At 64.4% G+C, this 20,670-nt stretch carries 21 protein-coding genes; 4 read left to right on the top strand and 17 right to left on the bottom strand.

What is annotated here, in order from left to right; all coding sequences use genetic code 11:
• Window positions 1–97 precede the first annotated feature (97 nt).
• From JQ587_RS00160 to proB, 10 genes are all read right to left on the bottom strand, one after another.
• Window positions 98–598 carry an RNA pyrophosphohydrolase gene (locus JQ587_RS00160; protein ID WP_212424071.1) on the bottom strand — a complete coding sequence of 167 codons (501 nt, stop codon included), beginning with the start codon at window positions 596–598 and terminating at the stop codon, window positions 98–100.
• Window positions 599–721: 123 nt separating this feature from the next.
• Window positions 722–1,228, bottom strand: coding sequence for an RNA pyrophosphohydrolase (locus tag JQ587_RS00155; protein WP_212424070.1), 507 nt, complete (start codon window positions 1,226–1,228; stop codon window positions 722–724).
• Between the two features lie 72 nt (window positions 1,229–1,300).
• Window positions 1,301–2,533: a divergent polysaccharide deacetylase family protein gene (locus JQ587_RS00150; protein WP_212424069.1), complete on the bottom strand. Its 1,233-nt coding sequence runs from the start codon at window positions 2,531–2,533 to the stop codon at window positions 1,301–1,303.
• A gap of 140 nt (window positions 2,534–2,673) precedes the next feature.
• The gene (locus tag JQ587_RS00145; protein ID WP_212303142.1) at window positions 2,674–4,035 is read right to left on the bottom strand and encodes a S41 family peptidase; all 1,362 of its coding nucleotides are present in this window, start codon (window positions 4,033–4,035) and stop codon (window positions 2,674–2,676) included.
• Window positions 4,032–5,375, bottom strand: a complete 1,344-nt coding sequence (locus JQ587_RS00140; RefSeq protein WP_212303141.1) for a murein hydrolase activator EnvC family protein — start codon at window positions 5,373–5,375, stop codon at window positions 4,032–4,034. The genes JQ587_RS00145 and JQ587_RS00140 overlap by 4 nt, the downstream gene beginning before the upstream one ends.
• Window positions 5,376–5,434: 59 nt before the next feature.
• Window positions 5,435–5,917, bottom strand: a complete 483-nt coding sequence (gene rlmH, locus JQ587_RS00135; RefSeq protein WP_212424068.1) for a 23S rRNA (pseudouridine(1915)-N(3))-methyltransferase RlmH — start codon at window positions 5,915–5,917, stop codon at window positions 5,435–5,437.
• 95 nt (window positions 5,918–6,012) lie between these two features.
• Window positions 6,013–6,369: a ribosome silencing factor gene (gene rsfS, locus JQ587_RS00130; protein ID WP_027515020.1), complete on the bottom strand. Its 357-nt coding sequence runs from the start codon at window positions 6,367–6,369 to the stop codon at window positions 6,013–6,015.
• A 205-nt stretch (window positions 6,370–6,574) separates the two neighbouring features.
• Entirely contained in the window at window positions 6,575–7,219 is a 645-nt protein-coding gene (locus JQ587_RS00125; RefSeq protein ID WP_212303139.1) for a nicotinate-nucleotide adenylyltransferase, read from the bottom strand.
• 23 nt (window positions 7,220–7,242) lie between these two features.
• The gene (locus JQ587_RS00120) at window positions 7,243–8,538 is read right to left on the bottom strand and encodes a glutamate-5-semialdehyde dehydrogenase (RefSeq protein ID WP_212303138.1); all 1,296 of its coding nucleotides are present in this window, start codon (window positions 8,536–8,538) and stop codon (window positions 7,243–7,245) included.
• A 213-nt stretch (window positions 8,539–8,751) separates the two neighbouring features.
• A complete protein-coding gene (gene proB, locus JQ587_RS00115) occupies window positions 8,752–9,873 on the bottom strand; it encodes a glutamate 5-kinase (protein ID WP_212303135.1) in 1,122 nt (373 codons plus the stop codon).
• Between the two features lie 200 nt (window positions 9,874–10,073).
• On the opposite strand from proB, the gene JQ587_RS00110 reads away from it, so the two are divergent.
• Window positions 10,074–11,051: a Bug family tripartite tricarboxylate transporter substrate binding protein gene (locus JQ587_RS00110; protein WP_212424067.1), complete on the top strand. Its 978-nt coding sequence runs from the start codon at window positions 10,074–10,076 to the stop codon at window positions 11,049–11,051.
• Window positions 11,052–11,078: 27 nt separating this feature from the next.
• A complete protein-coding gene (gene comJ / locus JQ587_RS00105) occupies window positions 11,079–11,588 on the top strand; it encodes a competence protein ComJ (protein WP_212424066.1) in 510 nt (169 codons plus the stop codon).
• A gap of 130 nt (window positions 11,589–11,718) precedes the next feature.
• Here comJ and JQ587_RS00100 read toward each other — a convergent pair whose 3' ends face one another.
• The 3 genes from JQ587_RS00100 to JQ587_RS00090 all read right to left on the bottom strand — a co-directional run bounded on the left by JQ587_RS00100 (window position 11,719) and on the right by JQ587_RS00090 (window position 15,201).
• Window positions 11,719–13,353: an alkaline phosphatase family protein gene (locus JQ587_RS00100; RefSeq protein WP_212424065.1), complete on the bottom strand. Its 1,635-nt coding sequence runs from the start codon at window positions 13,351–13,353 to the stop codon at window positions 11,719–11,721.
• 239 nt (window positions 13,354–13,592) lie between these two features.
• Complete coding sequence (gene obgE, locus JQ587_RS00095; RefSeq protein ID WP_212303131.1) at window positions 13,593–14,633, bottom strand: GTPase ObgE; 1,041 nt, start codon at window positions 14,631–14,633, stop codon at window positions 13,593–13,595.
• A gap of 85 nt (window positions 14,634–14,718) precedes the next feature.
• Window positions 14,719–15,201, bottom strand: coding sequence for a MaoC family dehydratase (locus JQ587_RS00090; protein ID WP_212303130.1), 483 nt, complete (start codon window positions 15,199–15,201; stop codon window positions 14,719–14,721).
• Window positions 15,202–15,320: 119 nt separating this feature from the next.
• Here JQ587_RS00090 and JQ587_RS00085 point away from each other — a divergent pair, with 119 nt between their 5' ends.
• On the top strand, window positions 15,321–16,235 hold the full coding sequence (locus tag JQ587_RS00085) for a DMT family transporter (RefSeq protein ID WP_212303129.1): 915 nt from the start codon (window positions 15,321–15,323) through the stop codon (window positions 16,233–16,235).
• A 65-nt stretch (window positions 16,236–16,300) separates the two neighbouring features.
• Here the strand turns inward: JQ587_RS00085 and JQ587_RS00080 are convergent, their stop codons facing one another.
• From JQ587_RS00080 to rplU, 3 genes are all read right to left on the bottom strand, one after another.
• On the bottom strand, window positions 16,301–16,894 hold the full coding sequence (locus JQ587_RS00080; RefSeq protein ID WP_212424064.1) for a GNAT family N-acetyltransferase: 594 nt from the start codon (window positions 16,892–16,894) through the stop codon (window positions 16,301–16,303).
• A gap of 155 nt (window positions 16,895–17,049) precedes the next feature.
• On the bottom strand, window positions 17,050–17,319 hold the full coding sequence (gene rpmA, locus JQ587_RS00075) for a 50S ribosomal protein L27 (protein ID WP_092234086.1): 270 nt from the start codon (window positions 17,317–17,319) through the stop codon (window positions 17,050–17,052).
• Between the two features lie 102 nt (window positions 17,320–17,421).
• On the bottom strand, window positions 17,422–17,796 hold the full coding sequence (gene rplU, locus JQ587_RS00070) for a 50S ribosomal protein L21 (RefSeq protein ID WP_212303127.1): 375 nt from the start codon (window positions 17,794–17,796) through the stop codon (window positions 17,422–17,424).
• A gap of 331 nt (window positions 17,797–18,127) precedes the next feature.
• Between rplU and JQ587_RS00065 the strand changes: the two genes are divergently transcribed.
• Complete coding sequence (locus tag JQ587_RS00065; RefSeq protein ID WP_212424063.1) at window positions 18,128–19,291, top strand: ROK family protein; 1,164 nt, start codon at window positions 18,128–18,130, stop codon at window positions 19,289–19,291.
• Between the two features lie 482 nt (window positions 19,292–19,773).
• On the opposite strand, the gene JQ587_RS00060 is transcribed toward JQ587_RS00065, so the two are convergent.
• Window positions 19,774–20,637 (bottom strand): alpha/beta fold hydrolase, encoded by an 864-nt coding sequence (locus JQ587_RS00060; protein WP_212424062.1) that lies wholly within the window; start codon window positions 20,635–20,637, stop codon window positions 19,774–19,776.
• Between the last annotated feature and the right edge of the window lie 33 nt (window positions 20,638–20,670).

The following is a 20,670-nucleotide window of genomic DNA, read 5'->3' as shown; positions in this document are numbered from 1 at the left end:
GCGCTGATTTCACCTGCTGTCTCAGCAGCTTCGTCGATTCCGCCGCGCATCGCGCCGAAAACCTCCAGCTACTGTGCATGGGGTTGTTTTCGCGTTTTCAGCTTGCAAAGGACGCGAACTCACGCGCCACCGCGCGATAGACCTCGCGGCGGAACGGCACCACGATATCAGCGACGCGGTCGAGACGCTCCCAGCGCCACGCATCGAACTCTGCCGGCTGGCCGTTGCGCGGCGTCAGCGGATCGATCTCGTCATCCTTGCCGGTGAAGCGCAGCGCGAACCACTTTTGGCGTTGGCCGCGGAATTTTGCCAGCCGATGCGTCTGCGGTCCGTCATAGGGTGGGAATTCGTAGGTGAGCCAGTCGGTCTCGCCGAGATAGTCGGCGCTGACGACGTTGGTCTCCTCCCAGAGCTCGCGCATGGCGGCATCGCGCAAGACCTCGCCCTCGTCGACGCCGCCCTGCGGCATCTGCCAGTCGAGCCCGGGCAAGATGATCTCGGGGCCGTCGCCCTTGAAGCGGTGCCCGATCAGCACATGGCCATCGGCATTGAAGAGGGCGATCCCGACATTGGGACGGTAGGGTTTTTCGATCGTCACTGATGCATCTTTCGTCATTCCGGGGCGCGCGTTGCGCGAACCCGGAATCTCGAGGTTCTCAGGTGCGCGATTGCGCACCATAGTTCGATGCTGTCGCATCGCCCCGGAACGACGACAACGGATTTACTCATCCGCGAGCGCGGAAAATTCCTTCACCACGCGCTCGTAGACCGGGCGCTTGAACGGGATGATCAGTGAGGGGAGGTTTTTCATCGGCTCCCAGCGCCAGCTGACGAATTCGGCCTTGTGGCCACCGCCGCCGGGCTTCTCGACGTTGATCTCGCTGTCCTTGCCGGTGAAGCGCACCGCGAACCACCTTTGGCGCTGGCCGCGGTAACGGCCCTTCCAGGCGCGCCCCGCCACCGTGCGCGGAATGTCGTAGATCAGCCAGTCCGGCACTTCGCCGAGCCGCTCGATCGAGCGCACGCTGGTCTCTTCATAGAGCTCGCGTTTGGCGGCCTCCCAATTGTCCTCGCCGGGATCGACGCCGCCCTGCGGCATCTGCCAGACATGGCCGTCGTCGACATGCTCGATGCCGCCGGCGCGACGGCCGATGAACACCAGCCCCTTCGTGTTGATCAGCATCACCCCGACGCAGGTCCGGTAGGGCAGATCCTCATAACGCGCCATTCCGCCAAACCCTCTCGCGTATTGCCGGGACGCTAACAGGCGCTCGGGCCCGTGGCGTACCAATTCGTTGATTTAGCTGGATTTTGATTTCAGCATCGCGGTTGTCAATGGCACCAAAAGGATACCCCGGTCGCTCAATGTCTTGATCCAGGCGCCGACCCGCTCGATGGAGACTGGCAGTGCGGAGGCGGTGCCGACGGCGACGCCCCGCTCGCGGGCCATCGATTCCAGCTTGTTCAGGGCGCGGTCGATCTCGGTCGGGGTCGGCACCGCGTCGAGCGCGATGTCGCCCTTGCCGAACGGCACCGCCAGGCTCGCAGCTGCCTGCGGCGCGATGCTGCGGGGCGAAGAGCCGTCGTCGAAGAAGCCGAGCCCGCGCTTGGAGGCCTCGCGGATGATCGGCTGCATCGCCGGCTCCGTCGCGACGAAGCGGGCGCCCATGAAATTGGTGATGCCGGCATAGCCCTGCATCCGGCTCAGGTGCCAGTACAGGCGATCGGTATTCTGGTCGGCGGTGAGCGAGGTCAGCAGCGTCTGCGGGCCGGGATCGTTATCCGGGAAGTCGTAGGGCTCCATCGGGATCTGCAGGAAGATCTCGTGGCGCTGGGCGCGGGCGCGCTCGGCGAGCTTGCCGGGGTCGGCGCCATAGGGCGTGAAGGCCAGCGTCACTGCGCCCGGCAGCTTCATGATCGCGTCGGTGGTCTTGGCGGCGCCAACGCCGAGGCCGCCGATCACGACCGCCACGACCGGCATTTTCGCGGCCTTGGCGCGGTCGGCCTCGGCGGCGTAGACGTTGAATGGCTTGAGATCGCCGGAGACCGCGGGGATCATGCCGTAGCGGGATTTCTCCAGCAGTTTCGGGTCGATTCCGGCCATGACGGGCGGCGGGGCTGAGGCCGATTCGCCCTTGTCCGCGGCATCGCCAGCGCCGATCACCACGTCATGGCGTGCGCCGGTCGAGCCGTCGATCATGGTGACGGTCTTGTGCTCGCCGGAGGCGGCCTCTTTCGGTGCCTCCTTGGCCGCGGCCTTGCTCTCCTGGGCGTGCTCTTCGCCGTGGCCCGCGGCGGGCTTCGCGTCCGTCGCCTTGTCCGCTGTCTTGGGATCGCGGATCGCAATCCGTGTCATCGGCTCGCCGCCGAGCGGGTCCTTGTTGAAGATGGCGAAGCCGGCAAAGGCGACCAGGAACAGGCCGAGCATGACCGCCAGCAGTTGCATGGCCGTGAACGGCAGCCGCAGCCGCCGTTTCCGGCGCGGCTTGTCCTGTCCGAGCGGGGCGCTCAGATCATCGGCCGTTTCAGTCATGCGCGATCCCGAATCACTCCACCGACGATACCACGCCGAGGTCAAGCGGCGGCAGGCCGGGATAGGCCGGGGACACCAGGAGTTCCAAGCAAAAAGGGCGGCTCCAGGAGCCGCCCTTTTCGTCAGATCGGTTGGCGCGCCTAGTTCGCCGCTTTCGGCTTGTCCGCAGGCGCGGCCTTGTTGTCGCTGCCCGGCGTGGGCGCTGCGGACGCGCTGTTCTTGATGCCGTGGAGCAGGTCGTCGGCGAGCTTGAGCGCCTTGTCGTCCTTGGCGTCCGGCGGAACGTAGGACTGCGAGCCGGTCTTCTCGTCGCCGTCGTTCTTGAGGTGGCCGCGCAGCGAAGCCTCGCCCTTGGTGTCGGTGCGCGACTTCAGCTCATCCGGCACGTCCTGAAGCACTTCGATGTCGGGCACGATGCCCTTGGCCTGAATCGATTTGCCCGACGGCGTGTAGTAGCGCGCGGTGGTGAGGCGCAGCGCGCCGTTGCCCGAGCCGAGCGGGATGATGGTTTGCACCGAGCCCTTGCCGAACGAGCGCGTGCCGACGATGGTCGCGCGCTTTTGGTCCTGCAGCGCGCCGGCGACGATTTCCGACGCCGAGGCCGAACCGCCGTTGACGAGCACGATGACCGGCTTGCCCTTGGTGAGGTCGCCCGCATGCGCGGTGCGGCGCTGGGTCTCCTCGGCATTACGGCCGCGGGTCGAGACGATCTCGCCCTTCTCCAGGAACGAGTCGGAGACGGTGACGGCCTCCTCGAGCAGGCCGCCCGGATTGTTGCGGAGGTCGATGATGTAGCCCTTGAGCTTGTCGCCGATCTGGGTCGAGAGGTTGGCGACCTCCTTCTTCAGGCCTTCGGTGGTCTGCTCGTTGAAGGTGGTGATGCGGATATAGGCGATGTCGTCGGCCTCGACGCGCGCGCGCACTGAGCGGACGCGGATGTTGTCGCGCACGAGCGTGACGTCGATCGGATTGTCCTGGCCCTTGCGGATGATCTTGAGCTTGATCTTGGTGTTGACGGGGCCGCGCATCTTCTCGACCGCCTGGTTCAGGGTCAGGCCCTGCACCGCCTCATCGTCGAGATTGGTGATGATGTCGTTGGCCATGACGCCGGCGCGCGAGGCGGGCGTATCGTCGATCGGCGAGACCACCTTGATCAGGCCGTCTTCCATCGTGACCTCGATGCCGAGGCCGCCGAACTCGCCGCGGGTCTGCACCTGCATGTCGCGGAAGCTCTTGGCATCCATGTAGCTCGAATGCGGATCGAGGCCGGTGAGCATGCCGCTGATGGCTGACTCGATCAGCTTGGTGTCGTCGGGCTTCTCGACATAGTCGGAGCGCACGCGCTCGAAGACGTCGCCGAACAGATTGAGCTGGCGATAGGTGTCAGCGGTTGCGGCCCGCGCGCTGGAGCCCATGAACACTGCGCGCGGCTGGGTCACGAACAACGTCAGCGCCGCACCGGTGGCCGCGCTGAGGAGGATAACTGAAGTCTTGCGCATCATCCGCGAACCTTCTCGCCTTCATTTGCGGCCCACCATGGGCCTGGATCGATTGGAGTGCCGTCTTTGCGGAACTCGACATACAGCACAGGTTGACTCGCGTTCGTGGCGAGAATGGAGGCGACTTGAGATGTCGATCCCATGGTCGCGACCGGCTCCCCCGTGAGCACAAACTGACCGATGTTGACCGAAATGCGCTCCATCCCGGCGATCAGGACATGATACCCGCCCCCGGCATTGAGGATCAAGAGTTGTCCATAGCTGCGGAACGGGCCGGCATAGACCACCCAGCCGTCGCACGGGGTGGTGACCTGGGACCCAGGCTTGGTGGCCAGCGAAATGCCCTTCTGGACCCCGCCGACCCCATCGGAACCGCCAAAGTCCCTGATCTTGTTACCGTTAACCGGCAAAGGCAGGAGCCCCTTGGCCGAGGCGAACAGGATCGCCGGGCTGGTCCGGGACCGGTCCTTGAAGACGGCCGGGCCGGGCTTGGCGCTGGCCGCCGCTGCGGCCGCGTTTGCCTCGGCCTGTTTTGCGGCCTCGGCCGCCTTCTCCGCCGCTTTGGCGGCGCTTTGCAGGTCCTGCTCCATCTTGGCGATCAGCCCCTGGAGATCGCCGACCTGCTTTGACAGCGTGATCGCGCGCGAATTCTCGGCGTCGAGATCCTTTTCGCGCGAGGCCTGCTGGCGCTGCCGCTCGTCGACCAGCGCGGTGAGCCGGGTCTGGTCGCTGCGGATCTTGTCGCGGTCGGAGGCGAGCTGGTCGCGTTCGCTCGCGATGCTCTTGCGCAAGGCCACGAGCTCGCCGAGCTCGCTCGCGATCTTCTCGGCGCGGCCGCGCAATTCCGGCACCACGGCGCCGAGCAGCATCGCGGTGCGCAGCGATTGCAGCGCATCCTCGGGCCGTACCAGCAGCGCCGGTGGCGTGCGCCTTCCGGCGCGTTGCAGGGCCGCCAACACCTCGACGATGTCGGCGCGACGCGAATCGAGCGAAGAGCGCGCTTCCTGCTCGCGGCCGTTCAGAGTCCGCAGCCGTGCCTCGGCCTCGTCGATCTTGGTCTCGACGGCACGGACATTGGCGGCGGTGTCGATCAATTGCTGATTGAGCTGGGTGCGATCCTGGCCGAGCGAGGAGATCTCGGCTTTGAGCTTGGCCTGAGCCTCCTCCGCACTCTTCTGCCTGGCGCGCGCGGCTTCCAGCTCCTGCTCGCGCTGCTTGATGGCGTCGGGCGAGACGGCAGCGGCCTGTGGTGCCGTCTGGGCTTGCGCGAGGCTTTCTTCAGCGAAGAGGCTTGCGCCGGCGCAGCTTGCAATCAGCAGCAGATTGAGGATCGGCGCTCGCATCTGTTGGGGCAAGGTTCTTGGGCAAGGTTTCTTGGGCAAGGTGCTCGTCGTGGCGCGAATCACGCGCGATGATAGGGATGGCCGGCCAGGATGGTGGCGGCCCGGTACAGCTGTTCCAGAAGCATGACGCGGACCATTTGATGCGGCCAGGTCGCAGAGCCGAACGCGATCGCGAGCTTGGCCTTACGGCGCAATTCGGGCGAAAGTCCGTCCGCCCCTCCGATCACGAAGATAGTATGACCGGCACCCTCGTCGCGCCAGCGCCCGAGATGCCGTGCGAATACGGTAGAGTCCAGATTCTGGCCGCGCTCGTCCAGCGCCACCAGAATCGATTTGTCCGGGATGTGCGCGGAGATCGCCGCGGCTTCCTCGGACATGCGCGTCGCGGTGTCGCGCGCACGGCTCTCGGGGATTTCGTGAATCGTGAGCTCGCGGAATCCGAGCTTGCGGCCGGCCTCGTCGAACCGCTCGAAATAGCGGTCGGCAAGCTCCCGTTCGGGGCCCTGCTTCAGCCGGCCCACCGCAATGACAGCAACACGCATGATATCTTCAGGGTCGTGTTTTCCAGACCGCGCGCAGATTGCGCGCGCACGACGCTAGCATGCGCGTCAACCGATTCGAAATCGGCCAAATAGGCCTAGATCGCCTTCGCCGCCCCTGGGCCCTGCGTGTACAATCTCTCGAGATTGTAGAACTCGCGGACTTCGGGTCTGAACACGTGCACGATCACATCGCCGGAATCGATCAGCACCCAGTCGCAATTGGGCAAGCCCTCGACGTGGATGTTCTTGATGCCGTTTTCCTTGAGGCCCTTGGCGACGTTCTCCGCGATCGCGCCGACGTGCCGGTTCACCCGGCCGGTGGTGACGATCATGTAGTCGGAGTACGCCGATTTGCCGCGAAGGTCGATGGTGACCGTCTCCTCCGCCTTCATGTCGTCGAGGCGGGAGAGGATCAGGCTCAGCGTCTTGTCGGCGTCGGGTTGCGCCTTCAAGGCCGCAGCTTTGGTCGATGTTTTACGCGCCGGTTTTGCCTTCGGTAAAACAGACTTGGACAATACAGATGTGGTCAGGGACCATTCCTTTCACTGTATCGCGAACGCCGAATCCAGCGCTCACCGGTTACACTACATCATGTGGGGTTAAGGGTTTCAATATGCCAGAGAGCCCGGAGTCCCCACAACATCCGCACACTTCGCCTCACATTGTACCTTTCCAGCTCCCGTCCGGGTTCCGCAGGCCCGTTGACGACAGGTTCAGCTTCAATCCCGTCAGGAATACCCACGCCGGCGCCGGTTGGTCTGCAAGCCGCGCTGCCCTGTTCTCCGGCAGGCGGTAGCGCGCCAGCGCCTTGGCTGCGGGAGAGGCGAGGGCACGAAAGCTCTGCGGCGGGCGGTCGATGACTGCAATCGGCACCTGGCCGGCGATACGCCGCCAGTCCTGCCAACGGTGGAATTGAGCGAGATTGTCGGCGCCCATAATCCAGACAAAGCGCAGGCCCGAGAAGCGGCGGCGCAAGGTGTTGATCGTGTCGATAGTATAGCGGGTACGAATGACGGATTCGAGACAGCTGACCTCGATCCTGGGGTCATCAGCGACGTCGCGCGCCGCCTGCATGCGCTCGCCGAGCTTATGCAGATTGCCGTTCTCCTTGAGCGGATTGCCCGGGGTGACCAGCCACCAGACGCGATCGAGTTGCAATCGCTTGAGCGCGAACCGGCTGATCGCGCGATGGGCCTGATGCGGCGGGTTGAATGAGCCGCCGAGCAGGCCGATGCGCATGCCCTCTGTGTAGGGCGGGACCGCTTGTGCCACGAAACGCGGCACGACGAAATTGTTGCTCAATGCCCCGCGCCTCGCGCCATGCCTTACGGCCGCGTCTGCCCTGTGCCATGGACGCGATATTTGAAGCTCGTCAACTGCTCGGCGCCGACAGGGCCACGGGCGTGGAAGCGGCCGGTTGCGATGCCGATCTCGGCGCCGAAGCCGAACTCGCCGCCATCGGCGAACTGCGTCGAGGCGTTGTGCAGCACGATTGCGGAATCGACCTCGCTGAGAAATTTCTTCGCAGCAGCCTCGTCCGCGCTGACGATCGCATCGGTGTGGTGCGAGCCGTGATCCTGGATGTGCGCGATCGCACCGTCGACGCCGTCGACCACCTTCGCCGCGATGATCGCGTCGAGATATTCCGTGTCCCAATCGTCTTCGCTGGCGGGCTTTACGCGCGAATCGGTCTTCTGCACCGCGTGGTCGCCGCGCACTTCGCAGCCGGCCTCGATCAGCATCTCGACCAGCGGCTTCAGGTTTTTCGCTGCAGCCGCGCGATCGACCAGCAACGTCTCGGCCGCTCCGCAAACGCCCGTGCGGCGCATCTTGGCGTTCAGCACGATCGACTTCGCCATGGCGAGGTCGGCGCTGGCATCGATGTAGACGTGGTTGACGCCTTCGAGATGCGCGAACACGGGCACGCGCGCTTCCTGCTCGACGCGTGCGACGAGGCTCTTGCCTCCGCGCGGCACGATCACGTCGACGGCGCCGTTGAGGCCCGACAGCATCATGCCGACTGCCGCGCGGTCACGCGTCGGCACCAGCGTGATCGCGGCCTCGGGCAGACCGGCTTCGCGCAGGCCCTGCACCAGGCATTCATGGATCGCGCGACACGAGCGAAAACTATCCGAGCCGCCGCGCAGGATCACGGCATTGCCTGATTTCAGGCACAGCACGCCGGCGTCCGCCGCAACGTTCGGCCGGCTCTCAAAAATCACGCCGACGACGCCGAGCGGCACGCGGACGCGCTCGATGGTCATGCCGTTCGGCCGTTGCCAGCTCTCGGTGACGATGCCGACGGGATCGGCGATGCCGCGCACGACGGCGATGCCTTCGGCCATGCTCTCGACGCGCGCCGGCGTCAGCGTCAGGCGGTCAATGAAGGAGGACGTCATGTTGCCGGAGGCGCGCGCCTCGGCGACATCCTCGGCATTGGCGGCGAGGATCGCTGCCGCATTGCTGCGGATCGCCCGCTCCATGGCTTCCAGTGCCCGGTTCTTCTGCTCCGGCGGCGCCAGCGCCAGCACGCGCGCAGCGGCGCGAGCTTTGCCTGCGAGATCGGACATCAGAGCCTGAAGATCGGCATTGCCGTCGACGGCTTTGAGGGGGGTGGCCATGGGGTCAAAACCTTCTGCTAAGGCGGTGTCCTAGCACGGAATTCCCGCGTCTGCGAAGGGCGGGGAGGGTATGGCAGGTACCTCGGCGGCGAGCCCGTTAGGTCGGGGACCTAGGTCCGACGTCATTCCGGGGCGGTGCGTTTAGCACTGAACCCGGAATCTCGTCATTCCGGGCCTAGTCCTTCGTACCATCCCGGAATGACGGGCTTCGCCTTAGCCGCCCACCACCAGATCGTCGCGATGGATCATCTCGGAGCGGCCGCTGATGCCGAGGATGGTCATCACCTCCGGAGACGAGCGACCCTTGATCCGCTCGGCGACCTCGGCATCATAGGCGATCAGGCCGCGGCCGACCTCGCTGGTGTCGGGGCCGCGGACGATCACGGCGTCACCGCGGGCGAACTGGCCCTCGACCTTGATCACGCCGGCCGGCAGCAGGCTGGCGCCGGCACGCAGTGCCGTCACGGCGCCGGCGTCGATGGTCAGCGTCCCCTTCGGCTCCAGCGTGCCCGCGATCCAACGCTTGCGCGACGTGATGGGATTGGCCGGGGTCAGGAACCAGGTGCAGCGACCGCCATTGGCGATCGCCTGCAGGGGATGCTCGATCTTGCCGGACGCAATCAGCATATGCGTACCGCCGGTGGTTGCGATCTTTGCCGCCTCGACCTTGGTGCGCATGCCGCCGCGCGACAACTCGGACTCGGCGTCTCCCGCCACGGCCTCGATCTCGGAGGAGATGCTCTCGACCACCGGAATCAGTTTGGCGTTCGGGTTGTTCTTCGGTGGCGCGTCGTAGAGCCCGTCGATGTCGGAGAGCAGAACCAGCAGGTCGGCGCTCGCCATGGTCGCGACGCGCGCGGCGAGGCGGTCATTGTCGCCGTAGCGGATCTCGGTGGTGGCGACCGTGTCGTTCTCGTTGATCACGGGGATGGCGCGCCACTCCAAAAGCTTGCCGATGGTGGAGCGCGCGTTGAGATAGCGGCGGCGCTCCTCGGTGTCCTGCAGCGTGACCAAAATCTGCCCGGCGCCGATGTCGTGCGCCCCGAGCACCTCCGACCAGATCCGCGCCAGCGCGATCTGGCCCACGGCAGCGGCGGCCTGGCTCTCTTCCAGCTTCAGCGGGCCGCGCGGCAATTTGAGCCGGCTGCGGCCGAGCGCGATCGAGCCGGAGGATACCACGAGGACATCGCGGCCCTCCTTGTGCAGTTTGGCCATGTCGTCCGCAAGTGCCGCGAGCCAGGACGCGCGCACCTCGCCCCTGTCGGAATCCACCAGCAGGGCGGAGCCGACCTTGACGACGATGCGGCGGAATTGACTGAGTTCGGGGCTGGCCATGTGTGTATGTTTTGGCGTGTTGCTGCGAGTTGCTCTGGAAACGGCGGAGCGTGAGGCGGCGCCGGTCGAGGCCTGCTTTTGCAGCAGGACGATGGCCGGCGCAAGGCGGCGGGAACGGTAAACGGCGAAGGTCGGCCTTGTCTTGAACGCCGGTCCGGCTCTAATGCCGCCAACCAACAATGGGCTGAAAGAGGAAGCGAATGGATCGCCGCAAATTCATGGCCGGATGTCTTGGGGGATATCTTGGGCTGCCGCTGCTGCCGCAGGCAGGTGAAGCGCAAGCGCAGACCGGGCTGAGCAAGATCATCTTTCCGTTCGCGGCGGGGGCCGGCGGCGACACGCTGTGCCGGCTGATCGCGCAGGAAATCTCCCCGGTGCTGCAACGAACCATCGTGGTCGAGAACCGCACCGGCGGTGACGGCCTGATCGGCATCAAATCGGTGAAGGGTGCGAGCCCCGATGGCAGCATGGTGCTGGTGACGACGGGCCCCACCATGTACCTGCTGCCGATGGTGGAGACGACGCCGAGCTTCGACACGGCCAAGGATTTCGTCCCGGTGTCGCTGCTGGCGCGGTTCGAGTTCGTGCTCGTGATTGGCCCGGCCATGGATGTTGCGGACTTCAAGGGATTCGTCGCCTGGCTGAAGGCGCATCCCGACAAGACCTCGTTCGGCGTGCCGAGCAACGGCACTATTCCGCACTTCATGGGCTCCAAGCTCGAGAAGGATCTCGGCATCCCGCCGACCCGCGTGCCCTATCGGGGCAGCGCGCCGATCCTCAACGATATCATCGGCGGCCACATCTCGTTCGGCATCACGACGTTGGCGGACGCGCTGCCGCAGCATCGCGCCAAGAGTTTGAAGATCATCGCCGTGTCGAGCGCGGAGCGTTCGCCGTTCGCGCCCGATGTTCCGACGTTGAAGGAGAGTGGCATCGATCTGGTCGCGGACGCCTGGTACGGCATGTGGCTTCCAGCCGGCAGCCCGCCGGAGTTTGCGAGCAAGCTTGGCGCGGCCGCAAGCGCCGCGCTCGCCAAGCCCGAGGTGAAGGAGAAGCTCACGACGATCGGGCTGATCCCGGTCGGGAGCAGCGCGGATGGGCTCGCCAAGGAGCTCGCCGCGAACACGGCCTTCTGGCAGCCGATCGTGAAGGCGACGGGATACAAGATCGAGAATTAGAGCCCGATCTTAACTGAGGTGCTGGACATGACTCAGCGCTTGCTCGGTGCTGCCCGATTATTTGCCAGCAATTATCAGATCGTCGTGTGCGACGATCCATTGAGCTCGCTTGGCAGCGAGGATGACTGGAACTGGGATGCTGCGAAATCCAAACGCGGCTTTGCCGGCGTTCCCGCGTTCCGGATGATCGGCACGGAAGCGGACCTCAACGATCATTGGATTGAGCTGATATCAAGCGATCAGCCGCCTTCGCCGGACGAATGGCAGCGGATTACCTGCGTGCATTTTCATTCCGGAAGCGGACGGATCCACGTCATGTCGGTGACCGACAATCATGCGGCAATCACGGCGGATGTCGAGCGGGGCGATTACGCAATCTATGTGGCCGGGCAAAATCTTGGAATCGATCAGTTGAGTCTCGGCGAGAAGACGAAACTCTCGGACGCCGAGATCGCCGAGCGAAAGGATATCGAGTGGTACCGACTCTTTCTGGTGCGGGGTAAGCCGGAATTTGAAGGGCGCGTGCTTGATTGCTAGCTAGCCGGTGCTCTATCCCTTATCCTGAGGAGCGCGCTCCTGCGCGCGTCTCGAAGAATGGAAGGCCCGGCTGTGCCAGCAGGGTCTGCACGGTTCGAGACGGCGCTGTCGCGCCTCCTCACCATGAAGCCTACATCTTCGCGCGCTGGGCGATGCCGTCCTTGATCGCGGCGAGCTCGGCTTCGTCCCAGATGCCGATCAAGACGCCGCCCTTCACCTGGAGCTGGTTGTCGGCATAGGCCGCGATCTTCTCGCGTGGCGTGGTGATGTGATCATTCGGATGCAGCGCCCAGTCGAACAGCTCGGCCTGGAGCCGCGCGATGATGCCGGCGCATTCGGGATCGTCGCCACGATCCAGAAACTCATCGGGGTCGGTTTCAAGATCGTACAGCATCGGACGGAAACCGGAGGCGTGGATGTATTTCCAGCGGCCGTCGAACACCATGAACAGGCGGCAGCGCTCGATCGGCTGGTTCAGCTTCAGCCGCACGTCCTGCATGGCGTAGTCATATTCGGAGAACGCCACCTTGCGCCAATCGCCCGGCGTGGGGCCGCGTAGCAGCGGCAGCAGCGAGCGTCCTTCGAGGATGTGGCCCGGCACCTTGCCGCCGAAATAGTCGACGAAGGTCGGCGCGAGATCGATGCCTTCCACCAGCGCATCGCTGCGCGTGCCGCGGGTGGCGTCGGCCTCCTGCGAGGGATCGATGATGATCAGCGGAATCTTCGCCGACTGCTCGTGGAACAGGTCCTTCTCGCCCATCCAGTGATCGCCGAGATAATCGCCATGATCGGAGGTGAACACGATCATGGTCGTGTCCAGAAGGCCGCGCTCCTCCAGGAACTTCATCAGCACGCCCATCTGGTCGTCGATCTGGGTGATCAGGCCCATATAGGTCGGGATCACCTTCTCGCGGGCCTCGTCGCGCGCCATGTTGCGGGAGTAGCGCATGTCCATGTAGGCGCCGAACACCGGATGCGGATTCTGCCGCTCGCGCTCCGAGCGGATCGCCGGGATCATGTCATCGGTCGAATACATGCTCGCGTAGGGCTCCGGCGCGATGTAGGGCCAGTGCGGCTTGATGTAGGACAGATGCAGGCACCAGGGTCGGCCGTCGGTCTCGGCCTTGCTGATGAAATCCATCGCGCGGCGCGTCATGTAGGGCGTTTCGGAATGCTCGTCCGGCACGCGCGCGACCTTATCGGCGTGCACCAGCAGCCAGCCGTTCTGCAATGAGCCGTCTTCCGCCGCGCCTGAGTTCGCCCAGTGCTCCCAGGGATTGGTCGCCTCGAAACCTTGCTGGCGGAGATACTCATCATACTTCGGACGCGGCCGTCCGGTCGGATGCAGGCCGTCGTCGCGCTCATAGGGCTCGAAGCCGCATTCGGCGACATGGACGCCGATCATCGATTCCGGCGGGATGCCGAGCGCCTTCATGCCCTCCAGGTCGGGTGCCATGTGGGTCTTGCCGACCAGCACGTTACGCACGCCGATCTTTTTGAGGTGATCGCCGAGCGTGGGCTCGCCGACACGAAGTGGCCAGCCATTCCAGTGCGAGCCGTGCGAGCGCATATAGCGGCCGGTGTAGAACGACATCCGCGACGGACCGCAGATTGGCGACTGCACATAGGCCTTGGAGAACAGCACGCCGCGCTTGGCCATGGCGTCGATGTTCGGCGTCTTCAGCGTGGGATGGCCGGTGCAGCCGAGATAATCATAGCGAAGCTGGTCGCACATGATCCAGAGAACGTTCTTTGCGCGCGCCATGCATCATCCCGTCGTGTCTTGATTGTTGGATGCTGCGCTATCGAGATCGCGATGGCAACCAGCTCCCGGCCGTACATTCAGTTGTCGTCCCGGCGAAGGCCGAGACCCATACCGCGTGACCCATCTGTTGTGAACGGTCGCAGTACCGAACGACGAGTCTTCGCCAAAAACGCGCCCTGTGGCTATGGATCCTGGCCTTCGCCGGGACGACGTGGGGGAGAGAGTTCAGGCCGACCAAATCAAGCCGACCACGGCTCCGCTTCAGCTGCGCTCTTGGCCTTGGCCGAGACCGGAGCCTCGCCGATCACATCCACGAGCGCGCGGAGCGCTTCCTTGACGCCCTGACCGGTAACGCCGGAGAGCAACAGCGGCGTCTTCTTGGCGGCGCGCTTCAGCCGGTCCTTCTGCTTCTTGAGTTCGTCCGGCTCGACCGCGTCGATCTTGTTCAGGGCGACGATCTCGATCTTGTCGGTGAGCAGCCCGCCATAGGCGTCGAGCTCCTTGCGCACGGTCTTGTACGCCTTGCCGGCGTGCTCACAGGTGGCGTCGATCAGATGCAGCAGCACGCGACAGCGCTCGACATGGCCGAGGAAGCGGTCGCCGAGGCCGGTTCCTTCATGCGCGCCTTCGATCAGGCCGGGAATGTCGGCGAGCACGAATTCGCGGCCGTCGGCGTTCACGACGCCAAGCTGCGGGTGCAGCGTGGTGAAGGGATAGTCGGCAATCTTCGGCTTGGCCGCGCTCACCTTGGAAAGGAAAGTCGACTTGCCCGCGTTGGGCATGCCGACGAGACCGGCATCCGCGATCAGCTTCAGCCGCAGCCAGATCCAGCGCTCCTCGCCGGGCTGGCCGGGATTGGCGTTGCGCGGCGCGCGGTTGGTCGACGACTTGAAATGCGCGTTGCCGAAGCCGCCATTGCCGCCCTCGGCCAGCACGAACTTTTCGCCGACATTGGTGAAGTCGTGGATCAGCGTCTCGCGGTCTTCGTCGAAGATCTGCGTGCCGATCGGCACCTTCAGCACGATGTTCTTGCCGTTGGCGCCGTGGCGGTCCGAGCCTGCGCCGTTCTCACCCTTCTGGGCCTTGAAATGCTGCTGGTAGCGGTAGTCGATCAGCGTGTTGAGGCCGTCGGCGACCTCAATGATGACATTGCCGCCACGGCCGCCATTGCCGCCGGACGGGCCGCCGAACTCAATGAACTTCTCGCGGCGGAACGCCACGCAGCCGTTCCCGCCGTCACCGGAGCGGATATAGACCTTTGCTTCGTCGAGGAATTTCATGGGCCATAGGTAGGCCAGCCGGTCCCCCGCGGCAACCCGGACTTACCCGCAAATCGGCCGAATTTCCGCGATTTTCGTCCCTTGCTTAACCAGTCGGCCGCCGCCGAATCAGGAATTTCTGCATGCCTTCAAGCACCAGCTCCTTGCGCTGGTTGAACACGGTGCTCTTGAGCGTGACCGCGCCGGTGGTCCGTCCGGGCACGAGCTCGGTGACTTCGAGCGCGGGATAGATCGTGTCGTCGGCGAACACGGGTTTAAGGAACCGGCTCGACTGCTCGAGGAAGCCGACCAGGGACTCCTCGACCATGAACGGAAACAGGCCCGCGCCGGGCGCGGTGTGGATCAGGGTCTGGAAACCATGCGCGAGCAGATGCGGCATGCCGCGGGCGCGGCAATATTCCACATCGTAGTGCACCGGATGGGTGTCGCCGCTCGCGGTCTGGAATGCCGCGAACACCGCCGTGGTCTGGGTGCGGCTGGGCAGCACGAAGCGTTCGCCGGCCACGAAATCCTCAAACCAGCGTTGCGCGGTGATCATGCGGTGCTGGGCCGGGTCGAAGTCGGTCATGTCCAAGCTCTCTGTGTGTAGGCGGCCTATCGCTACCGGGGCCCGAAGAGTGCGACAATGCGTTCAATTCGGCTTGCGCGGGCTTGTCGCGGCCGCCTGCTTCATTAAAACGGCGCTCAATGCCTTTCTTCAAAAATCTCTCCGCCTATGACGAGCGCTCGGCACGGCTGGCCGGCATCGCCCTCATGGTGCTGTCGATCTTCATGTTCTCGTTCGGCGACGCCATGGGCAAGTTCCTGGTCGGGACATATTCGGTGGGGCAGCTCCTGTTTCTGCGCGCGTGCGCGGCCCTGCTGCTGCTGTCGCCGCTGATCTGGAAACAGCGCGACCTGTTCCTGCATCTGGAGCGGCCGCGCCTGCAGCTGTTTCGCGTCGTGCTGTCGACGCTGGAGGTGGCCGCGTTCTTCCTCGCCACCGTCTATCTGCCGCTCGCGGATGTCATCACCTATTATCTCGCCGGTCCCATCTTCGTCACTGCGATGTCGGCGATCTTTCTGGGCGAGAAGGTCGGCTGGCGGCGCTGGACCGCGATTCTGATCGGCTTCTGTGGTGTGTTGATCGCGCTGCGGCCGTCGGCGCAGACGGTGAGCCTGCCGGCGCTGATCGCGCTCGGCGGCAGCCTGTCCTTCGCGACGCTGATGCTGATCACTCGCAGCCTGCGCAAGACGCCCGACATCGTGATGGCGTCCTCGCAATTCATCGGCACGTTCTCGCTGGGCGCGGTACTGTCGGCATTCCACTGGGTGCCGCCGACCCCTCGCAGCCTCGTGTTCTTCGCACTGGCGGGTCTCATTTCAGTGACCGCGTTGTTCTGCGTCAACCGCTCGCTCAAGCTCGCGCCGGCGAGTGTCGTGGTGCCCTATCAGTATTCGATGATCGTCTGGGCCGTGATCTTCGGCTTCGTCGTGTTCGGCGACGTGCCGTCCATCGCCACGATCGTCGGTGCGGCGATCATCATCGGAGCCGGGTTCTACATCTACTTGCGGGAACGTGATCTCGGGCGCCCGAGCGAAGAGGTGAGTCCGCCGGTGTAGCCGCGTCCGAGCGGTCGTCCCGGCCTTCGCCGGGACGACATTGTGAATGGAGCAGGCTCTCCGCCCTACCTCATCCTTCTCGCGCTGCTCCAGCTTTTCAGCGACGACCACACCCCGCGCGAGAGGCGGAAGCAGTCGACCGGCGTCGACGAGCCCAGCGCCAGGAAACGATGCAGCTGCACGCCGCTCCATTGGAAGCCGCACTTCTCCAGCACGTTGCGCGAGGCCGGGTTGGTGACGCGCGCGCCGGCATAGAGATGGTCGTCCTCGAACTCCTCGAAGAAGAAGTCGATCGCGCCGCGTGCGGCCTCGGTGGCAAAGCCCCGGCCCCAATGCTCGACACCGAGCCAGTAGCCGAGCTCGGCATTGCCGGGTGCGGAGCAGTCGATGCCGACCATGCCGACCGGCCCGCTGTCGTGCTCGATCAGGAACACGGTCTCGCTGCCGAGCGCGGCGGTGGCGCGGACGAATTCGACGGCGTCGTCCTGCGAATAGGGATGGGGGAGGCGACGGGTGTTTTCCGCGACACGGCGATCGTTGGCGAGGCGGGCGATGGTCTTGACGTCGGCGAGGGTCGGCCGCCGCAAGGTCAGCCGTTCGGTGGCGACGACGCTCGGTCTCGCCTCCTGCAAGGTCGCGCTCGAGAAATCCTGCAACATGTCCGGCTCCGTCAAAGTCACTAAGTGAAAGTGAACACGACAAACGAAAGGGGAGGCCGGTTTCCCTGCCTCCCCTGGAGCCTTCGATCTCTACGATCTCTGGAACTCCGCCGGTTCGGTCAAGGACCCGGCGGACTCCAAATTAGATCCACCGTCTATTCAGCAGCCTCTGCGAGCGGGAGTACCGCTACGAAGGTGCGGCCGTTGGCTTTGGCCTGGAATTCAACACGGCCCTCGATCTTGGCGAACAGGGTGTGGTCCGTGCCCATGCCGACATTGAGGCCGGGATGCCAGGTGGTGCCGCGCTGACGCGCAATGATGTTGCCGGGAATCACGCGCTCCCCGCCGAACACCTTGATGCCGAGGCGCTTACCCTTGGAATCGCGGCCGTTGCGCGATGAACCGCCTGCTTTTTTGTGAGCCATGGCTCGTCTCCGAAATCCTGCGTAGTTCTAGGTCAATTCCTTGACGGAATCATTTCAAAACGTCGCACGCATCAATTCGTGAATTGGCGTGATCGGCTTTCGTTACTCGGCGGCTTCTTTCGCCACCTTTTCCTTCTTCGGACGCGGGCCCTTGGTGGGCTTGGCGTTGTCCGTCAGGATCTCGGTGACGCGCAGAACCGTAATCTCGTCGCGATAGCCGCGCTTGCGGCGCGAATTCTTGCGGCGGCGCTTCTTGAACGCGATGACCTTGGGCCCGCGCTTGTGGTCGAGCACCTCGACCGCAACGGAGGCGCCGGCCACCGTCGGGACGCCCAGGACCGGCGTGTCGCCGCCGACCACCAGAACTTCGCTCAGCTGGATGATCGTGCCAACTTCGCCTTCGATCTTGCCTACTTCGAGAACATCATCCGGCACGACGCGGTATTGCTTGCCGCCGGTTTTGATGACTGCGAACATCGTTTTTTCTCCGTGTTCAATCCCGGCCTCGGGACGAGCATCGTCCGGGCCGGCTTTTTGGTCAGTCGCTATGGGTTTACTGCGTTTTGCGCGGGTGGGAGTTATCCCTTTGAAAATCCACGCAAAAACAAGCGGCGCGAGAAACGCCCCGCGCCGGGTGTGCGGACTTATAGCCGCCGGGCCCGAAGAGTCAAGGAAAACTGCCGAAAAGCGCCCGGATTTGAAGGATTTGGGCCATTTCCTCGCCGCCTACTGAATCTCGGCCCGCCCAGCAACCAATGGGTTCCCGCACCGTTGTTCTCCGCGAATTGGCATTCGGGCAAGGGCTTCCATGGCAACGGACGAATTGGTCAAGACGACGGGCATCGCCCACCACGGCGCCGAGCGGCTGCCGTCGGTGAACGTCGACAGTTTCAACATCGAGATCAAGGACGAGGACGGCTTCCTGGGCGACCGCGCCAGCAAGGGCGCATTCCGCGAAATCCTCGACCGCTGGCGCAAGCCGTTGCGCAAGACCGGCGAGGATCCGTTCGGCAAGGAGCCGTCGGAGAGCATCAGCAAGAAGACGCTGGATGCGATGCTGGTCGGCGACGATACCGAGGCTTCCGCGGTGGTCCACAGTGCGATCGAGGAATTTGCCCAGGAGCTCGCTTACGTCACGCGACGTTTCCTGAAGACAAAGGCCTGGGCCAAGACCGAGCGCATCGTGGTCGGCGGTGGTTTTCGCGATTCACGGCTCGGCGAGCTCGCGATCGCGCGCACCGACATCATCCTCAAGGCCGAGGACTTCAAGATCGACATGGTGCCGATCCGGCATCATCCGGACGACGCCGGCCTGATCGGCACGCTGCATCTGGCGCCGTCCTGGATTTTCGAGGCCCATGACAGCATCCTCGCGGTCGACATCGGCGGCACCAATATCCGCTGCGGCCTGGTCGAGACCAACTGGAAGAAGGCCAACGACCTGTCGAAGGCCAAGGTCGTGAAGTCCGAGCTTTGGCGTCATGCCGACGACGAGCCGACGCGCGAGGGCGCCGTGAAGCGGCTGACCAAGATGCTGAAGGGGCTGATCGCTGAGGCTGAAAAGGAAGGCTTCAGGCTCGCGCCCTTCATCGGCATCGCCTGTCCCGGCGTGATCAATGCGGATGGGTCGATCGAAAAAGGCGCGCAGAACCTGCCGGGCAATTGGGAGAGCAGCAAATTCAACCTCCCGGCGAGCCTGATCGAGGGCATTCCGCAGATCGGCGAGCACGACACCGCGATCCTGATGCACAATGACGGCGTGGTTCAGGGCCTCTCCGAGGTGCCGTTCATGCAGGATGTCGATCGTTGGGGCGTGCTCACCATCGGGACCGGCCTCGGCAATGCGCGCTTCACCAATCGCCGCAAGGAGGGCAGCAACGGCAAAGACCGGGATTCTGCGGAGGGAAAGAAAAAGGCCAAGGAAAACAACAAGGAAAACAACAAGGATGGCGGCAAGGCCGACAAGGAGTAACCTTGACTGGTTAGGTTAAGGAGTGGATTGCGTTGCGGCGCAGCGGCTGCACGCTAGGGTCGAACCGTCGCCTCACGCAGGCCTGCGAAGCCGCCCTTCCTGGCCAGCATTTCGATGAGCGGCACGGGACCGCCAGTGTTTACCGCGTCTGGCGGTCCCACCCGTTTTCTTGCTTCGCCTCTCCCGCTCTTGTCCGCCGAAGCCTTGGCGAAGGCGGATGCGGGCAGGGCTATCGCATAATGGTTGCACGATGCGGCGGCATCGGCGCTGGGCCCCCTCGCCCGCTTGCGGGAGAGGGTTGGGGAGAGGGTCTCTCCGCAACGGGACAATCCCCAAGAGGAAAGAACCCTCACCCGCCACGCGCGGGACGATGCTTCGCATCGCCCGGGGCGTGTCGACCTCTCCCGCATCCGCCTTCGCCAAGGCTTCGGCGGACAAGAGCGGGAGAGGCGGAGCAAGCCGTCCATTCTATCTTCCCCAATTCAGCTCCAGCCAATCCGCTGAAAGAACGCCGCGATTTCCGCGGCCGCGCGATCTGAATCCTCGCGGTGGGGAAAATGTCCGACGCCGGGAAACATCGCGAGATCAAGCTCGGCAAACGTCTCGCCCAGCCGATCCGTCCAGGCATAGGGAAACAGCGGATCATGCTCGGCCCAGCGCACGCAGGTCGGCACCTTGATCGGCGGCAGCACCGGCGCCTCGCCCTTCATCATCGCAACCCGTCCGGCATGCGACGCGCGATAATGCGCAAAGCCGCCGGCGAGATTGCAGTCCCGGAAGTAGGTGTCGCCGAAAACGTCGAGCACGTCGTCGAACGCGTCCTGGCGATGCGCCCAATTCTTCAGGAAGTGCGCGATATAGAGCCGGCAGCTCTCACGGCTCGCGCCCACAAGCCGCGGCGCCATCTCCATCTGCTGGAAGGACTGATACCAGATGTGGTTGAGCCGATCAGGCGCCGCCATCCGCGGCCCGATCCCGGGATAGACGAAATCGAAGAAGAACAATCCCGCCAGCCGCTCGGGTGCCCGCCGGGCCAGTGGCTGCATCACCGCGCCGCCAACGTCATGGCCAACCACCGCGAATCGCGCGATGCCAAGGGCGTCCATCAGGGCCAGCATGTCGGCCGCATGGCCATCAGGCCCGTAAGGGCCATCCGGCTTGTCGCTGTCGCCGAACCCGCGCAGATCGGGTGCGATGAGCATGAACCGGTCCGAAAGCCGCGAGATCACCGGCTCCCAGGTCAGCCAATATTCCGGCCAACCATGCAGCAAAAGCAGCGGTTTTGCCTGTCCTGCCCGCACCACATGGAATTTGGCGCCATTGGCCGGGATCGTCAGGTGCTCCATGGCAGTTCCTTTGGCTGGGAAGTGCTTTGAGCA

This window comes from Bradyrhizobium manausense, from assembly GCF_018130615.1.
GTDB classification, from domain to species: Bacteria; Pseudomonadota; Alphaproteobacteria; order Rhizobiales; family Xanthobacteraceae; genus Bradyrhizobium; species Bradyrhizobium manausense_A.
This window is presented reverse-complemented; position numbering and strand designations above follow the sequence as displayed.